The organism is Rhodococcus sp. H-CA8f, assembly GCF_002501585.1.
Lineage (GTDB): Bacteria > Actinomycetota > Actinomycetes > Mycobacteriales > Mycobacteriaceae > Rhodococcus_F > Rhodococcus_F erythropolis.
Map to the genome: position 1 here is coordinate 4518595 of NZ_CP023720.1, position 15361 is coordinate 4533955.

At 63.8% G+C, this 15361-nt stretch carries 16 protein-coding genes; 3 read left to right on the forward strand and 13 right to left on the reverse strand.

Features of this window, described 5'->3' with window-relative positions:
* Positions 1 to 12 precede the first annotated feature (12 nt).
* From hemB to CPI83_RS20985, 6 genes are all read right to left on the reverse strand, one after another.
* A complete protein-coding gene (gene hemB / locus CPI83_RS20960) occupies positions 13 to 987 on the reverse strand; it encodes a porphobilinogen synthase (RefSeq protein WP_097387654.1) in 975 nt (324 codons plus the stop codon).
* A 75-nt stretch (positions 988 to 1062) separates the two neighbouring features.
* A complete protein-coding gene (locus CPI83_RS20965; RefSeq protein WP_003941969.1) occupies positions 1063 to 2625 on the reverse strand; it encodes a bifunctional uroporphyrinogen-III C-methyltransferase/uroporphyrinogen-III synthase in 1563 nt (520 codons plus the stop codon).
* 60 nt (positions 2626 to 2685) lie between these two features.
* Positions 2686 to 3660 (reverse strand): hydroxymethylbilane synthase, encoded by a 975-nt coding sequence (gene hemC, locus CPI83_RS20970; RefSeq protein WP_019744374.1) that lies wholly within the window; start codon positions 3658 to 3660, stop codon positions 2686 to 2688.
* Positions 3657 to 5018 carry a glutamyl-tRNA reductase gene (locus tag CPI83_RS20975; protein ID WP_020968933.1) on the reverse strand — a complete coding sequence of 454 codons (1362 nt, stop codon included), beginning with the start codon at positions 5016 to 5018 and terminating at the stop codon, positions 3657 to 3659. The genes hemC and CPI83_RS20975 overlap by 4 nt, the downstream gene beginning before the upstream one ends.
* On the reverse strand, positions 5015 to 5878 hold the full coding sequence (locus CPI83_RS20980; RefSeq protein ID WP_097387655.1) for a redox-sensing transcriptional repressor Rex: 864 nt from the start codon (positions 5876 to 5878) through the stop codon (positions 5015 to 5017). The genes CPI83_RS20975 and CPI83_RS20980 overlap by 4 nt, the downstream gene beginning before the upstream one ends.
* Before the next feature lie 140 nt (positions 5879 to 6018).
* Positions 6019 to 6279: a glutaredoxin family protein gene (locus CPI83_RS20985; RefSeq protein WP_003941953.1), complete on the reverse strand. Its 261-nt coding sequence runs from the start codon at positions 6277 to 6279 to the stop codon at positions 6019 to 6021.
* 200 nt (positions 6280 to 6479) lie between these two features.
* On the opposite strand from CPI83_RS20985, the gene CPI83_RS20990 reads away from it, so the two are divergent.
* Positions 6480 to 7475, forward strand: coding sequence for an HAD-IB family hydrolase (locus CPI83_RS20990; protein ID WP_020968932.1), 996 nt, complete (start codon positions 6480 to 6482; stop codon positions 7473 to 7475).
* 39 nt (positions 7476 to 7514) lie between these two features.
* On the opposite strand, the gene CPI83_RS20995 is transcribed toward CPI83_RS20990, so the two are convergent.
* From CPI83_RS20995 to CPI83_RS21025, 7 genes are all read right to left on the reverse strand, one after another.
* Positions 7515 to 8552, reverse strand: a complete 1038-nt coding sequence (locus CPI83_RS20995) for a lysophospholipid acyltransferase family protein (RefSeq protein ID WP_097387656.1) — start codon at positions 8550 to 8552, stop codon at positions 7515 to 7517.
* Positions 8549 to 9682, reverse strand: coding sequence for an NAD-dependent epimerase/dehydratase family protein (locus tag CPI83_RS21000; protein WP_084325119.1), 1134 nt, complete (start codon positions 9680 to 9682; stop codon positions 8549 to 8551). The genes CPI83_RS20995 and CPI83_RS21000 overlap by 4 nt, the downstream gene beginning before the upstream one ends.
* A 237-nt stretch (positions 9683 to 9919) precedes the next feature.
* On the reverse strand, positions 9920 to 10021 hold the full coding sequence (locus tag CPI83_RS21005; protein ID WP_003402602.1) for an AURKAIP1/COX24 domain-containing protein: 102 nt from the start codon (positions 10019 to 10021) through the stop codon (positions 9920 to 9922).
* A 244-nt stretch (positions 10022 to 10265) separates the two neighbouring features.
* The gene (locus CPI83_RS21010; RefSeq protein WP_263284141.1) at positions 10266 to 10478 is read right to left on the reverse strand and encodes a helix-turn-helix domain-containing protein; all 213 of its coding nucleotides are present in this window, start codon (positions 10476 to 10478) and stop codon (positions 10266 to 10268) included.
* Between the two features lie 150 nt (positions 10479 to 10628).
* On the reverse strand, positions 10629 to 11444 hold the full coding sequence (proC, locus tag CPI83_RS21015; RefSeq protein WP_019744381.1) for a pyrroline-5-carboxylate reductase: 816 nt from the start codon (positions 11442 to 11444) through the stop codon (positions 10629 to 10631).
* Positions 11445 to 11478: 34 nt separating this feature from the next.
* Positions 11479 to 12324 (reverse strand): thioesterase family protein, encoded by an 846-nt coding sequence (locus CPI83_RS21020; RefSeq protein ID WP_020906772.1) that lies wholly within the window; start codon positions 12322 to 12324, stop codon positions 11479 to 11481.
* Positions 12321 to 12959 (reverse strand): MerR family transcriptional regulator, encoded by a 639-nt coding sequence (locus CPI83_RS21025; RefSeq protein WP_097387657.1) that lies wholly within the window; start codon positions 12957 to 12959, stop codon positions 12321 to 12323. Before CPI83_RS21025 ends, CPI83_RS21020 begins: the two co-directional genes overlap by 4 nt.
* Positions 12960 to 13109: 150 nt before the next feature.
* Between CPI83_RS21025 and CPI83_RS21030 the strand changes: the two genes are divergently transcribed.
* Positions 13110 to 13733, forward strand: a complete 624-nt coding sequence (locus CPI83_RS21030; RefSeq protein WP_019744384.1) for a TetR/AcrR family transcriptional regulator — start codon at positions 13110 to 13112, stop codon at positions 13731 to 13733.
* Between the two features lie 159 nt (positions 13734 to 13892).
* On the forward strand, positions 13893 to 15359 hold the full coding sequence (locus CPI83_RS21035) for a wax ester/triacylglycerol synthase domain-containing protein (RefSeq protein WP_041814780.1): 1467 nt from the start codon (positions 13893 to 13895) through the stop codon (positions 15357 to 15359).
* The last annotated feature ends 2 nt before the right edge of the window (positions 15360 to 15361 follow it).

Here is a 15361-nt window from a genome sequence, read left to right on the forward strand (position 1 = left end):
TGCGCGACTCCGTCACAGCCATCCGGCAACTTCCGACGCCCAGTACGTGAGGACCACGTCGGCACCGGCGCGGCGAATGCTGGTGAGCGATTCGAGAATCGCCGCGTCCCGGTCGATCCACCCGTTCTGCGCGGCCGCGGTGATCATCGAGTACTCCCCCGAGATCTGGTACGCCGCGACCGGAACCGGAGACCGGTCGGCGGTCTCACGCAGAATGTCCAGGTAGGACATTGCAGGCTTGACCATCACCATGTCAGCGCCCTCCGCGACGTCGAGGTCTACCTCGCGCATCGACTCGCGGCGGTTGGCGCCGTCCTGCTGATAAGTACGACGGTCACCTTGCAGTGAGGATCCGACGGCTTCACGGAACGGCCCGTAGAACGCTGACGCATATTTCGCGGCATAGGCGAGCTGACCGACCTCGACATACCCGGATGCATCGAGCGCACCGCGGATCGCGGCCACCTGACCGTCCATCATGCCGCTGGGGCCGAGCAGGTGCGCACCCGATTCAGCTTGCGCGAGAGCCATTTCGACGTACCGGATCAAAGTTGCGTCGTTGTCGACGGCGCCGGCGGCGGTAAGCACGCCGCAGTGGCCGTGATCGGTGAACTCGTCGAGGCAGGTATCGGCCATGATGACCGTTGAATAGCCGAGTTCTTCTGCCAGAGCGCGCAATCCGACGTTGAGGATGCCGTCGGGATCGGAGGCACCGGAGCCCTGAGGGTCCTTGTCCTCCGCCTTGGGGACGCCGAAGAGCATCAGACCACCGACGCCGGCTTCCACTGCTTCCACCGCGGCGGACCGCAGCGAATCGAGCGTGTGCTGGAAAACGCCTGGCATGGAACTGATCTCACGCGGCGCATCGATGCCGTCTGCAACGAACATCGGCAACACGAGGTGCCGGGGTTCGAGCGAGGTCTCTGCCACGAGTCGCCGGAGCGCTGGGGTGCGCCGGAGCCGGCGAGGGCGATGAGTGGGAAACACGAGAAGTAGCCCTCCTTCGTCGGAACCTGTGAGTGGTTGAGGAGTCCACAGACTCCTCAACCGCTCACGGGTGCGCTAGCGCCTGCGGGACTTCTTACGCGGCGGCGGCAAAGCACCTTCGGCGCGCAGACGAGCTGCGTGCTCGGCGAGAGCCTCCACCAGCGGTCCCACCTGCGAGGTCTCGGGCTGCACGTCGACGCGCAGACCGAACTCGATAGCGGTTTCGGCCGTCTTCGGGCCGATGCACGCGACCAACGTGCGGGCGTGCGGCTTGCCGGCGATGCCGACGAGGTTGCGCACGGTCGAGGACGAGGTGAAGCAGACGGCGTCGAATCCACCGGTCTTGATCATCTCGCGGGTCTCGGCCGGCGGCGGCGCTGCCCGGACGGTGCGGTAGGCGGTGACGTCGTCGATCTCCCAACCGCGTTCGCGCAGGCCCTCGGCGAGGGTTTCGGTTGCAATGTCCGCGCGCGGCAACAGAACCCGGTTGACCGGATCGAAAACGTCGTCGTACGGGGCGAATTCGGCCAACAGGCCTTCGCTGGACTGCTCACCGGTCGGGATCAGCTCGGGGTTGATGCCGAACGAGCGCACCTTGGCTGCGGTTGCTTCACCGATGCAGGCGATCTTCACACCGGAGAAGGCGCGAGCGTCGAGGCCGAACTCTTCGAACTTCTCCCACACTGCGCGAACAGCATTGGTGGAAGTGAAGACGACCCACTGGTAACGACCGTCGACGAGGCCCTTGACCGAACGCTCCATCTGAGCGGGGCTGCGAGGCGGCTCGACGGCGATGGTCGGAACCTCGATCGGGATCGCTCCGTGAGTGACCAGACGGTCGCTCATCTCGCCGGCCTGATCCTTGGTGCGCGGCACGAGGACGGTCCAGCCGTACAGTGCGCGCGATTCCCACCACGACATCTTGTTGCGCTGCGCGACAACCTTGCCGACGGTGACGATGAGCGAACCCACCAGTTCCGATCCGGCTTCGTTGAGCGTCGCGAGAGTTGCCTCGACGGTTCGCTGCTGACGAGTGGTGCCGCGGACGGTGATGGCAGCAGGCGTCTGCGGAGCCAAGCCGTTCTCGACCAGCGCGCTGGCGGTCTCGGCGAGATGTCCCGACGTCGCGTGCAGGACAAGTGGTCCCGGTGCAGCGGCCAGAGCAGCCCAGTCGACTTCACCGCGAACGTCGGCCTCGGTGTGACCCGAGCCGAGAGCCATACCGGCGTAGCTCGGCACTGCCGAACCGGACGGAAGACCGGGGAGAACCTCGAACTGAACCTGGGTGCGGGCCACCGCGGTGACCTCTGCGATCACGGAATCCGTGGTCAGCGGGTCGCCGGAGACCAGACGCACGACGTCGTGACCGTTCTTGGCCTCGTGCACCAATGTCTTTGCAACCTCGGCAGGCTCACCGAGTGCCGGACGCACGTCCGCGATCAGCTCACCGGTCTCCTCGTCGCGGCCCATGTCGATTCCGACGAGTGCGACGACGCCCTTGTCGACATCCGGATCGGTGAATGCCATTGCGGCGCCGGTGAGGACGTCACGTGCGCGAACGGTGAGCAGGGCGGGGTCGCCCGGTCCCGATCCCACGAACAGGATCCGTCCGGGAGTGTTCTTTCGGACTCGGGTCATCGGTGATTCTCCAGTGCGCTGTATCGAAATGGGAACTTGGTGCAAGTGCAAAGTGGGGCGTCAAACATCGGCTGCCTCGCCTGTAGTCACGTTCATCAACTCGCGGGCGCCGAGTTCGAGTAACTCGCGCGCTACCGCTCGGCCGAGTTCCTCGGCCTTGTCCGGCGCACCCACTGCGCCGGTACGGATGACGTCCGAACCGTCGATGGCGGCTGCGCAGCCGCGTACCGACAGTTCGTCGAAGATTCTGCCGTCGTCGTCGAGGGATTCGACGATCTCCGCGATCGCTCCGACCGGAGCGGTGCAGCCCGCTTCCAGCTCGGCGAGAAGTGCACGCTCGGCAGTGACTGCCGCCCGTGTACCGGCGTCATCGTGCTCAGCCAGGATTGCCGCCAATTCCGCATTGGCAGAAAGGCATTCGACGGCCAGAGCGCCCTGCGCCGGAGCGGGGAGCATCTGCACGGGCTCGATGTTCTCGGTGATGAGATCGAGCAGACCGATACGGGACAAGCCGGCGCGAGCGAGGATCACGGCGTCGAGTTCACCGGATTCGACCTTGCCGAGACGGCGTTGCAGGTTGCCCCGCAACGGCACGATGTCGAGGCCGAGCCCGAGTGCCTTGAGCTGCGAAACGCGGCGCGGCGCGGAGGTTCCCACCTTGGAACCGGCCGGAAGCTCCCCGAGGACCAGACCGTCGCGGGCGACGAGCGCGTCACGCGGATCTTCGCGTGGCGGAATCGCCGCGATGACGAAACGCGGATCCTGCGCGGTCGGTAAGTCCTTGTAGGAATGCACAGCAACGTCGACGCGGTTGTCCAGCAAAGCTTCTCGAAGCTCTGCGGTGAACACTCCGACGCCGATCTTCTGGACGGGATCGGTGGACTGGTCGCCCTTGGTCTTGATGATGACCAACTCGGCGGGATGTCCCGCTGCAATGAGGGCATCGCGCACGGTACCGGCCTGCGTGGTCGCGAGAAGACTTCCGCGAGTGCCGATCCGCAGCGGGCTCCCCGATCGAGGGGTGGTGACGCTCATGCCTGCAGGTCCCTTCCAGTGCGGTCGCCGTCCACCAGGTCGGTGGGTGTGGCCACGGCCGCGGGAGATCCGGGGCTGAGTTCGAAGAGTTCGCGCAGCGCTGCTGCGTAGGAGTCGCCGCCGGGGGCCGACGCCAGTTGCTTGACGCGCACGGTCGGGGCGTGGAGAAGCTTGTCCACGACGCGTCGCACGGTGCGTGCAACCTCGTCGCGCTGCGGATCGTCCAGGCCGGGCAGACGCGAATCGAGCCGCATCAGTTCGGCTTCGACGACGTCGGCGGCGCGCTGACGCAAAGCCGTCACGGTCGGAGTGACCTCGGCGAGGCGCTGTCCGGCAAGGTAGGTCGCAAGTTCGCCGGCGACGATGGTGCGTGCGGCTTCTGCGTCGGAAGCGGCTGCGCCTGCCGCCGGATCACGCTGCAGCGTCTCCATGTCGAGAACGGTGACACCCGGCAGGCCGGCGACGGCGGGATCGATGTCGCGCGGCAGCCCGAGGTCGCAGATGACCAGATGCTTGGTGTTGTCGCGATCGGGCTCGGCGAGTGCGCGGTGCACATCCGCCAGGGTGACCACTGCCCCGACCGCGCCGGTACAGGTGACCATGACATCTGCCTGCGCCATCGCGGCCGAAAGCTGATCGAAGGCAACACCGTCGGCGTCGACGCCGTTGGAGCGTGCCGTCTCGGCGAGGTGCTCGGCGCGTTCCTGTGTCCGGTTGACGACGACGATGCGTTCGATTCCGGCGCGAGTGAGATGCGCAACCGACAGACCGCCCATCGAGCCTGCTCCGACAACCACGGCAGTGCGGCCGACGAGGCCGCCCTCACCGATGATGCCCGCTGCACGATCAAGAGCCACGGATACGACTGATGCTCCGGCTGAGTCGATTCCGGTTTCGGAATGCACTCGCTTGCCGACGCGCAGTGCCTGCTGAGCCAGTTCGTGGACGACGCGTCCGGCGGCCTGTTGCGCATCCGAAGATGCGTAGGCCGAACGGATCTGGCCGAGAATCTGCTGTTCGCCGATCACCATCGAATCGAGGCCGCTGGCCACCGCGAAGAGGTGCTCGACGGCTGCTTCGCTGTAGCGGACGTATGCGTGAGCGTGCAGCGCCGTCAGGTCGAGACCCGAATGGTCGGCGAGGATTTCACCGACCTCGGTGAGTGCACCGTGGAACGCGTCCACCACCGCGTAGACCTCCACCCGGTTACAGGTGGAGACGATCATCGCTTCGGAGATGTGCGAAGACGCCAGAAGCTTGTCGATCAGCTTCGGACGATCGGTGTCGGTGACAGCTACTCGCTCGAGCACCGGGACGGGCGCGGTTCGATGCGAGACCCCGACAAGCAGAACACTCACGGCGCGATCACTGATCCGTTTCTTGTCGAACCTGCTCCGACCGGAGCGGGTGAACTGGTGGATGGGACTGACGAAGCGGATGCGGCGTGAGCCACTCGTACTCGCGGCGCACTGGATGCCTGATCGGCGTTGCGCGCACTGTTGAAGGAGAGAACCTGCATCTCGACGGCTAGATCGACGCGTCGCAGTTCCACGTGGTCGGGAACGTCGAGGGCGATCGGCGAGAAACTCATGATGCAGCGCAACCCGGCGCTGACGAACTGGTCGCACACGCCCTGCGCGGCCTCGTCCGGTGTGGAGATGACGCCGATGGTCGCGTTCAATTCGCGGCAGGCGACGGTCAGTTCCTCGGTGCTGCGCACCACGAGGTCGCCGACTGTGCTTCCGATTCGATCTGCGTCACTGTCGAAGAGTCCGACCATCTCGAAACCGCGGCGGCTGAATCCGCCGTAGCCGACCAGCGCCTTGCCGAGGTTTCCGACTCCGACGAGAACGACCTTGTGCCCACGATCGAGTCCGAGTGCACGCTCGATGCGCATGCGGAGCCTGTTGACGTCGTACCCGACGCCGCGGACACCGTTGGGTCCGAGGAACGACAGATCCTTACGCAACTTCGCTGATCCGACACCTGACGCCTGCGCAAGTTCCTCGCTCGAGACGATGGAGGTACCCCGGTCGGACATCACTCCGAGGACCCGCAGGTATGCGGCCAAGCGCGTCACCGTAGCCTGGGGGATGACGCGATCCTGAGCGATCGAGTCGGTGACAGAGGAGCCCGCAGCGCCGGTGACGCGCTGAGCCACAGGCTCATGCGTCTGGTGCGGTTCGGTCACGTCGCTGGCTCCTCGTCCGGTCGACACGACTGTCGACCTCCACGATGCTCCGGGGGAATGTTCACACCACGGTAACCGCTTGTGAACCCATGCACAAAGTTGCTCGAGACGGGTTCGATGTGCCGTTCACCTGCAAAGCGGCTCCGCGGACAACTTTGAGGGTTGCCTTACTTGCGTAAATCGTCACGAAGGCGCTCTTCGTCAACTTCCCAGTAACCGTGCTCGCGTCCGTCGAGAAGAATGACCGGCAATCTGTCTCCGTACTCCGCTCTCAGCTCTGGATCCGTCGCGGCAGCTTCGTCTACGTCAATGCACGTCAATTCCAGCTCGAACTCGGAACAGACCCGTCGTAGTACCTCCGCCGCGCCGACACAGGACGCGCATCCTGCGCGTGTCAACAGGGTCACTTCATGCGTAGCTGCAGTCATCGACGCATACCTTTCTTCTACTGGGACGCCATCTACTTGATCGGTCGAGTGTGCCTCCGGAGCCCCACTCGATACCAAATCGGCGGAGAGGAACGTCACACACCACAGGGAAGGTCACCATCCAACCCATCGGGCCTCATCGCGGAGGATAGGCTGACTCGAAGAGTTCTCTGCTCGAGAATGCAACACGGGAGGTGCGGGTGCCTGCGCGATCACTACCGAACGGCTCCGGATTCGGATCAGGGCTTGCCGGGGTCATTCTCCCCGGACGTCGCCATGTAAAGAATCCGCTGGGCCCGAGTGAGTCGGAAGTTCGAGCCAATCTCGCCGGCGAGGCGAGCGCTGATGCAGCTCTGGCATTGCACGAAGCTGCCAACCCCACAGAACCGGAAACCGGCGAAGAGCCCCCGGCCGTTCCGCGCGACCTCACGGCCGCCGCATTCTTCGACGTCGACAACACCATGGTGCAGGGTGCATCGATCATCCACTTCGCCCGTGGTCTCGCTGCACGCAAGTATCTCAAGACCTCGGATCTGGTGGATTTCGCGTGGAAGCAGATCAAATTCCGAGTCACCGGCCGAGAAAGTAGTGACGACGTCGCCGAAGGCCGCGAGAAAGCACTGTCCTTCGTGGCCGGTCGATCTACCGCCGAACTCGCCCGCCTCGGCGAGGAGATCTACGACGAGGTCATCGCCGACAAGATCTGGCCAGGCACGAGGGCGTTGGCCCAGATGCACCTCGACGCCGGACAACAGGTGTGGTTGGTGACGGCAACTCCGGTCGAACTGGCCCAGGTCATCGCTGAGAAACTGGGATTGACCGGCGCCTTGGGCACTGTCGCCGAGAGTGAGGACGGAGTCTTCACCGGTCGACTCGTCGGCGACATCCTGCACGGAATGGGCAAGGCTCACGCCGTGCGGACGTTGGCGGTGCGTGAAGGCCTCAATCTCAAGCGCTGTTCCGCCTACTCGGACAGCCACAACGACGTACCGATGCTCTCGTTGGTGGGGACACCGGTGGCGATCAACCCCGACGCAGACCTTCGTGAACTCGCGAAGAACCGCGGTTGGGAAGTTCGTGATTTCCGCACCGGACGAAAGGCCGCCAAGATCGGCGTTCCCACAGCACTGGTGCTCGGAGCGGTCGGCGGTGCGCTCGCGGCGATTCTCGCCAGGCGCAAAGAACAGAACGCCTGACCGGGTTCGGTCCGGATCGAGCAGCGATCCGGACCGAACTCAGCCGAGAAAGATGTTGCGCCGCTTGGCCAACAACCGATAAAGCGTCTGCTGAATCGTTTCTCGGACGTGGTCCGTGACCTCGAACAGGACCATCGGATCGTCGGCTGCACCGCTCTCGAAGGTGTCGGTGACGATCGGCTTTCCGAACTCGATGTACCACTTCGACGGCAATGGAACCAGGCCGAGTGGCCCGAGGTGCGGAAACAAAGGCGTGACCGGGAAATACGGCAAACCGAGAACGCGTGCGAGTGTGGTGAGATCACCGATCTTCGGATAGATCTCCTCCGAGCCCACGATCGAGCACGGGATGATCGGAACACCGGTTCGCATTGCGGCCGACACGAAGCCACCGCGCCCGAACCGCTGCAACTTGTACCGCTCACTGAACGGTTTCCCGATGCCCTTGAATCCTTCCGGGAACACGGCCGCGACTTCACCTTCGTTGAGCAGACGCTCGGCGTCGGGGTTGCACGCCAACGTATGGCCGGCTTTGCGCGCCAGTCCGCCCACCACCGGCATTTCGAAAGCCATGTCCGCAGCCAACATTCGCAGTGGACGATGCGCCGGATGATGATCGTGCACGGCAACCGACGTCATCAGCCCGTCGAGTGGGATGACACCGGCGTGATTGGCAACCACCAACGCTCCCCCGGTGAGGGGAATGTTCTCGATCCCGCTGACCTCGACGCGGAACCATTTCTCGAACAACGGCCGCAGCACGGGCATGACGACGTTGTCCGCAAAATGCGGGTCGAATCCGAACTCGTCGACCTCGTAGTCTCCGGACACCCGACGTCGGAAAAATTCTGCTGCCGAGGCGACCTGGTCGACGATCGCCGACCTGGCCGCATCGACGAACGTGCTCTCACCACCATGGTCGGCCGCCGACGGCACTCCGGACGGATGCCGACGCTGACTTTGTTCACGGACGTCACGCTCCGCGCCGGTGACGGACTCACGCGAACGAGAAGCTTCCGACTTTCCGGTGTGAGTTGCGCTGGGCCGCAGGGGAATTACCTTCGCCACGTCAGTCACCCCTTCACCGCACTTCGTCCCGACAACGGCATATGCATCACGTCTGCACTTGCGCTCGCCTCGGCAGTGTCACCGCCGAGGATGGTGGTCAACGCATTCTCTGCCCGATCGATCCACTCGGACTTGATGATCCGGCGCGTCTGCATCGCACGCATGAAATCGTCGAGTGCCTGCATGGTGGTCCATCGCGGCTCGAACCCCAACTCGCTGCGCATGCGAGTGGTGTCGAGTCCGCAGCCGAACCGGAAATACTCGAGTTGCTCGTCGGTGTAGAGCCTCATGGAGGACCCCACCAACGCGCTGCCGACACTACGGAACAGAGCGAGCGGCATCGGAACTTCCACCCTGCCTGCCCGGCGGATCGCCTGCGACATCATGACCACCCCGTCGCCGGCGATGTTGTACGTACCCGAGGCGTGGCCGATGGTCGCCTTCTCCAGCGCCGCGAGCGCATCCTCGACGTGGAGCAATTGCAGACGCGCGTTGCGCCCGACGATGGTCGGCACGAGCGGGGCGGTGACGTAGTGCCCGACGGTTGCAGTCAGCTGAGGTCCGATCAACGGCGCCAACCGCAGAATCCCGACCGAGATGTCCGGGCGCCGACGCCCCATCCCGCGGAGGTATCCCTCGATCTCGAGGCTGTCGCGGGCATATCCGCCCGGCGGCCGGCGGCGCGCACTCATTTCTTCGGTGAACTGAGCGGGATCCTTGGCACTGCACCCGTAAACGACCGAAGCCGAGCGCAGGACCACCTTGCGAACCGTCGGAGCTTTCTGGCAGACCGCGAACAGTTGCATGGCGCCGATGACGTTCATGTCCTTCATCGCGGCGCGGCTGCCGGCTTTGGGGGCTTTCTGAAGCGTCGACGCGTGCACGACGGTGTCGACCTCGGCGTTTCGGATCACTTTGCCGATCAGCGGATTGCGGATGTCTGCTCGCACGAATTCCGCGCGGCCCATTCTGCGCATCATGTCCTTGCTCGGACTGACGGCGTCGACGGCGATGACACGCTCGATCGACGGATTCTGCGCAAGCCTGGTCACCAGGTAGCCGCCGAGAAATCTGCTCGCCCCGGTCACCAGTACGACGCGAGGCGTCGTGCCCCCTGAAGTGTTGTCACCTTCAACCACCAAGTACCCCCATATCCAGTAGAAACGCGCTCTGCCGAAGCGTCCCTCCCGCGATTTTCCCCCACTTTACGGGCAGAGGGGGTCCCGCGCTGACTACCCAAAATTCGGCCATCCAAGACAAACCGCCCAGACAATGAGACGGCCGACACATCTCTCCCCTGAGATACGTCGCCCCTCCCCTGAAATACATCGATGCCCGCCACCCCGGAAGGGGCGGCGGGCATCAACAGGTACTGCTTATTTACCGAGTTTCCTGCGCTGTACTCGGGTACGACGAAGCAGCTTGCGGTGCTTCTTCTTCGACATGCGCTTGCGACGCTTCTTGATCACTGAACCCATAGCGGGTGTCCCTCACGTTCTTCTCTAGCGTTCCTGCGCACGCCGGTCACGTACGCCTGCGCCAAGCAATTGGCGCCTGGCCCTCGTTTTAACTAGCTCAGCGCCTTACGACACCAGCTTGCTGGTACGACAGTGACTCATCGTACCGGTGTGGTCTCACTCGGCATAAACCGAGCCTCCGGCACAGCAACCGCTGTGCCCGCGACTCGGCTCACGCCGAGGTCATCCTCTTCGAACCGGCTGGTCAGCCGGCATCGAAGTACGAGGTTTCGAGGTAATCGTGTACCGCCTTCGCGTGTACACGGAACGAACGGCCCACTCGTACAGCGGGCAATTCGCCACTGTGTACCAACCGGTACACAGTCATTTTCGACACCCTCATCAAAGTTGCTACCTCAGCAACAGTGAGGAATTGCGTGCCGGCCACTGCCGGCTTTCCGTCGTGGGACGAACCCATGGACGGCTTGTTTGCAGACACCATTAATCCACATACCTCCAGCACGACTCGCGCCGCCGGCTTCCCCTCCGGCGGAACAGACACGTACGTACTAAGTCGAGCTTAGCTGTACTGGTGGGGTTAAAGCGACGGGTGTGGCTAAACGGACGACTATTCCGCAGCTGAACCCATCGCGGCCGAGCGCGACTTGGCGGCATCCAAGGCATCGAAGAACGCCGTCCGCAGGCCGCCCGCTTCGAGCTGACGCAGTGCCGCAGCCGTCGTTCCACCCGGTGACGTCACCGCGGCGCGAAGATCCGTCGCGCTGTCGCCGGTGCGATCGAGCATCGCTGCGGAGCCGACCATCGTCTGCACCACTAATTCGGTAGCGACCGGGCGCGTCAGGCCGAGACCGACTCCCGCATCGATCATCGCTTCGGCAACCAAGAAGAAGTAGGCCGGGCCGGAACCGGAGACAGCAGTGACCGCGTCGATCTGCGATTCGGGAACCGTGACCACCTTGCCGACGCTGCCGAGGATGCCGCGTACGAGCTCGAGATGCTCGGCCTTGACGTGCCGTCCGGGCGAGAGAACGCTCACGCCCTCCCCAACCAGCATGGGGGTGTTCGGCATGACGCGGATGACCGGGAACCCTGCGGGCAGACGCGTTTCGAAGAACCCGGTCGGGATACCCGCCGCAAGGGAAACGATCAATTGCTCGAGGTCGCCGTCCAGATCGACCTTCGTCAACGCGGTGAGCGCCGATTCGACGTCGCCGGGCTTGACCGCGATGACGATGACGTCTGCGCCCTCGGCGGCGTCGGCGATCGTGCTGACGCGGATGGAGTATTCGGCGATCAATTCGTCTGCGCGAGGTTGATACTGCTCGGCGACAACCAGATCCTTGATGGCGTGGCCGGCCTGCAACAGCCCGGAGATCAGCGCCTCGCCGATCTTGCCGCCACCGATAATCGCAATTCTTGTCATGGCGAACAGCCTGCCACGACCGCAGCGATCGACCCTAGCGGGGCATCATCGCCAATTGACGACTCTGTACGACGACTGCGCCCGTCGAATCGAGAACAGCATGATCCTCTTCGAACCACGTGCTGCCCAGAACATCCGAGCTTGCCCGCACGCGAAGCCATCCCGGCGTCGGCAGTCGGCGCAGGTACGTCGTCAACTGCACGGTCGGCGCCCACCCGAACAGGCCGCGGTTCATCGTCACGGGCGCGCTGATGTCGCCCGCCATGATCGCGAACAGCACAGCGGTGTCGATGTCGTTCTCGTCCTCGGGTCGAGGACGAACCCACATCCTGACCTCGGCCTCGCCTTGACTGCCGGTCAGGAAGTGCGCCGAGGTGGTGTCGATTCGCATGTCGCAGCCCTGCCCGACGTGCACGACCTGCGCCATCGGGTGATCGCCGATGACGGCCACCGCACTCTCCGGCGGTTCCGGTGACATGTCGTCGATCGACGAGGCAGTGACGAAGGTGGGGTCGCCGTCATCGGGGAATCCGAGCGTGACCGCCGCGCGAACAGCGCTGCGTCCCGCCTGGCTCAACTCGACGTCGAACAACGCGACCTGGCGTCCCTGCTTTCGGACGATCACCTCCAATTCGACTTCACCGGGGTCGGGGGCGGACAGATAGTTGGCGCTCACCGCGAGTGGCTGCATCTTCAGAAGCGAGTCGTTCTCACCTGCGCCGTCTCGCAGACATTGACGCGCGGCAGCGGCGCACACAGCCATCATGGAGCCGCCGTGCACTTTCGGCCCGATGGTCCAGATCGGATCGATCGTTGCGGTGTATCGCCCGTCGCCGAGCGAGGTGAGGCGATTGAGATCTTGAAAGGGACTGGTGCTCATCGATTTTCCTGTTCGGTGCTTTCTCGGTGTTGCGGGAAATGTCGTGCGGCCAAGTCTTGGTGCGCCAGGCGTCGCAATGCTGTCAGGACGGGTTCGTACATGGCGGTTCCGAGGACCGCATAGCGAATGCCGTCCTCGGTCGAACTGGTGGGCATCAGCTCGATTTCCACTTCGGCAATTCCTCGGATGTGGTCGCCGTATGCGCGCAATCGCTCGTCCGAGAGGCTCAGTCCGGCACCCTCGAGACCGATCAGTGCACGCTCGAGGTGAGCAACCGCCACGTACCTCGGCTCGTAGACCTGACCGAGAAACTCCAGAACCTTGCGAGCTCTGGGGAACTGTTGATCCGGCACCGGATCGACGTAGGGCGGTAGTTGCGCGATCGCGCGACCGAAAGTCTCGAATTCGGATCGCTCGTCACTGTCCACCAATTCGAGCACCGCACGAATCCGTGGAATCGCGAGTCCCGCCCCGGCCAGCGCCCTGATCAACGCGAGTCGCCGGACGTGCTGTTCGCCGTACCTCGCTCCCGTCGCGCTGGTCGGTTCACCAGGCATCAGCAGACCTTCACGGAGGTAGTACTTGATCGTGGCCAATGCAACGCCGGACTGTGCGGCCAATTCGGAAACCTTCACCGCTCCTCCGTCCAACTCGCTCGGGCCACCATTGGATAGTGATGCTATCCAATGGTGGCCGAGCATCGGCAGGCAGGACACGCCTTGCGCTAGGGTTGAACCTTCTCTGCGCACACCACCAGAAATTTCCGAACGGAGCGAACAGGCGGAATGACGGATTTGCAGTCGGGGGCTCAACCCGACGAACAGTGGCGCATCGTCGAACCACTGACGCTGACTCCTCTGCTCACCGCCGCACTCGAGGTCTTCCACGAACTCGGTTACCACGGAGCGTCGGTTCGTGACATTGCAAAACGCGCCGGCGTCACAGTGCCGACGCTGTACTACCACCACGGCAACAAACAAGGCATTCTCGTCGCGCTGATGGAACCGGGCATCGAGAACGTCACCGCACGCGCGAGCGCTGCGGTCGACGCTGCCGGACCGTCACCGACGGCACAGTTCGGCAATCTCGTCGAGGCGTGTGTTCTGCACATGACCAGTCGCTCCGATATCGCGTTCCTCGATTCCGAACTGCGGTACCTCGAGGACGCCGAACGAAAGAGCTACGCCGCCAAACGAAAGAAGCTCGAGAATCTACTCGTCGACGTTTTGACGGCAGGCGTCGACAGCGGTGAGTTCACGGTCCCGGACATCACCGGAACGGGCCGCGCACTGCTGGGCATGTGTCAGTCCGTCGTCCTCTGGTATCGACTCGACGGACCGCAGACTCCGCGCGAAGTCAGTGTTCTCTACCGCGAGATAGCTCTGAAAGCCGTCGGCGTCACTTCGTGAACGCTGGTCGAATTTCCAGGCATGTCCGATTAGCCCTTAACTGACGAACGTCACACCTGTCGGCTGACACCGAAACCGGGACGCGCCCACTGTCACGGGTCCACACTTAGAAGCAGAGATGCGCGGGGTGGATCCGCAGACCGAGGGAGTTCTTGACGTATGGCCAACAGCAATCCATTTGTTCCTCCGAGCGCGGTCGACGTCGACCTTTCCGCGGTTGCCTGGGGGGCAAACCGCACGATGTCCGACTTCGAGACGGGAATGTGGCGGATGGAAGAGGCGCAGCCGCAACTGCGCTCACCGATCGTTGCGGTAGAGGTTCTCGATCGAGCTCCGGACTGGGATCGACTTCTCGACGCAGTCGAGTGGGCATCGCACGTGGTTCCGCGTATTCGTATGCGCGCGGTGGAACCGGCGATGCAACTGGGCAATCCGGTGTGGTCGGTTGATCCCGAGTTCGACATCGGCTACCACCTACGACGCGTCCGCCTGCCTGCTCCGGCGGACTTCGATCACGCACTGCGCATGTGTCGTCACCTTGCGACCGAACCTTTCGACAAGGCTCGGCCGCCGTGGAGCGCGCTGCTCATCGAAGGTCTCGACGACGGTCGTGCCGTGTTCGTGGTCAAGACTCACCACTCCATCACCGACGGCATGGGCGGCATCCAGATGATGACGCTGCTGCACAGCAGGCGCCCGGATCCCACTCCGAACAAGCCCGACCGCACACCGCCGGCTCCGGAGCACCTGTCGTCGGTAGGCGCATTCGGCGAGGAGGTCGTCAGCGAGATCCGGCGTGCGCCATCCCGTATCGCCAAGCTGGTTCGCGGCGCCACCAATGTTGCGACCACGGCGATCTCGAGTCCGTTCAGCACGGCTTCCGAGGTCCTCGGGTACGCCAATTCACTCCGCAAGATCGTCACTCCCCCAGCTCGTTCCGGTTCCCCTCTGCTCCACGATCGTGGTCTCGGACGGTGGTTCGGAACTCTCGAAGTGGGTGTTCCCGAGCTCAAAGCCGGAGCAAAAGCTGCCGGCGGCTCACTCAACGACGCTTACGTCGCCGCTTTGCTCGGCGGCTTCCATCGCTACCACGAAGCCTTCGGACAATCCGTCGAGAGCATCCCGATGGGTATGCCGATCAGCATGCGCACGGGCGCGGATGCCAACGGCGGCAACCGGTTTGCAGCCGTTCGCTTCAACGGCCCGGTCGCCGAAACGGATCCGGCCAAACGCATCAGGCAGGTGCGAGAAATCGTTCTGGGTCTGCGTGAGGAACCCGCGTTGGACGCTCTCGACGTTGCCGCCCCGATCCTCGCTCGCCTGCCGAATTATCTACTCGCGAACTGGTATCTGTCCCAGTCGACAGGACTGGACCTGCAGGCTAGCAACGTCGCCGGCGTACCGGTTCCGGTCTATCTCGCCGGAGCGAAGATCGAGCGGATGTTCCCGTTCGGCCCGGCGCCCGGTTGCGCGGCGATGGCGACACTGGTCTCCCACGTCGGGGTGTGCTGTATCGGAATCAATCTCGACACCGCCGCGATCACGAAGCCCGCGCTGCTGATGCAGTGCTTGCAGGAGAGCCTGGACGAGATCGTGGCTCTCGGAGTCCCAACGGAAGGTGCGTGAGT

Bases quoted from the DNA above. Each gene is read 5' to 3' on its own strand.
- CPI83_RS20985 (WP_003941953.1), bottom strand. From the start codon at position 6,279: ATGACTGCAGCTACGCATGAAGTGACCCTGTTGACACGCGCAGGATGC.
- proC (WP_019744381.1), bottom strand. From the start codon at position 11,444: ATGACAAGAATTGCGATTATCGGTGGCGGCAAGATCGGCGAGGCGCTG.
- CPI83_RS21005 (WP_003402602.1), bottom strand. From the start codon at position 10,021: ATGGGTTCAGTGATCAAGAAGCGTCGCAAGCGCATGTCGAAGAAGAAG.
- CPI83_RS20965 (WP_003941969.1), bottom strand. From the start codon at position 2,625: ATGACCCGAGTCCGAAAGAACACTCCCGGACGGATCCTGTTCGTGGGA.
- CPI83_RS21010 (WP_263284141.1), bottom strand. From the start codon at position 10,478: ATGGGTTCGTCCCACGACGGAAAGCCGGCAGTGGCCGGCACGCAATTC.
- CPI83_RS21035 (WP_041814780.1), top strand. From the start codon at position 13,893: ATGGCCAACAGCAATCCATTTGTTCCTCCGAGCGCGGTCGACGTCGAC.
- CPI83_RS21030 (WP_019744384.1), top strand. From the start codon at position 13,110: ATGACGGATTTGCAGTCGGGGGCTCAACCCGACGAACAGTGGCGCATC.
- hemC (WP_019744374.1), bottom strand. From the start codon at position 3,660: ATGAGCGTCACCACCCCTCGATCGGGGAGCCCGCTGCGGATCGGCACT.
- CPI83_RS21020 (WP_020906772.1), bottom strand. From the start codon at position 12,324: ATGAGCACCAGTCCCTTTCAAGATCTCAATCGCCTCACCTCGCTCGGC.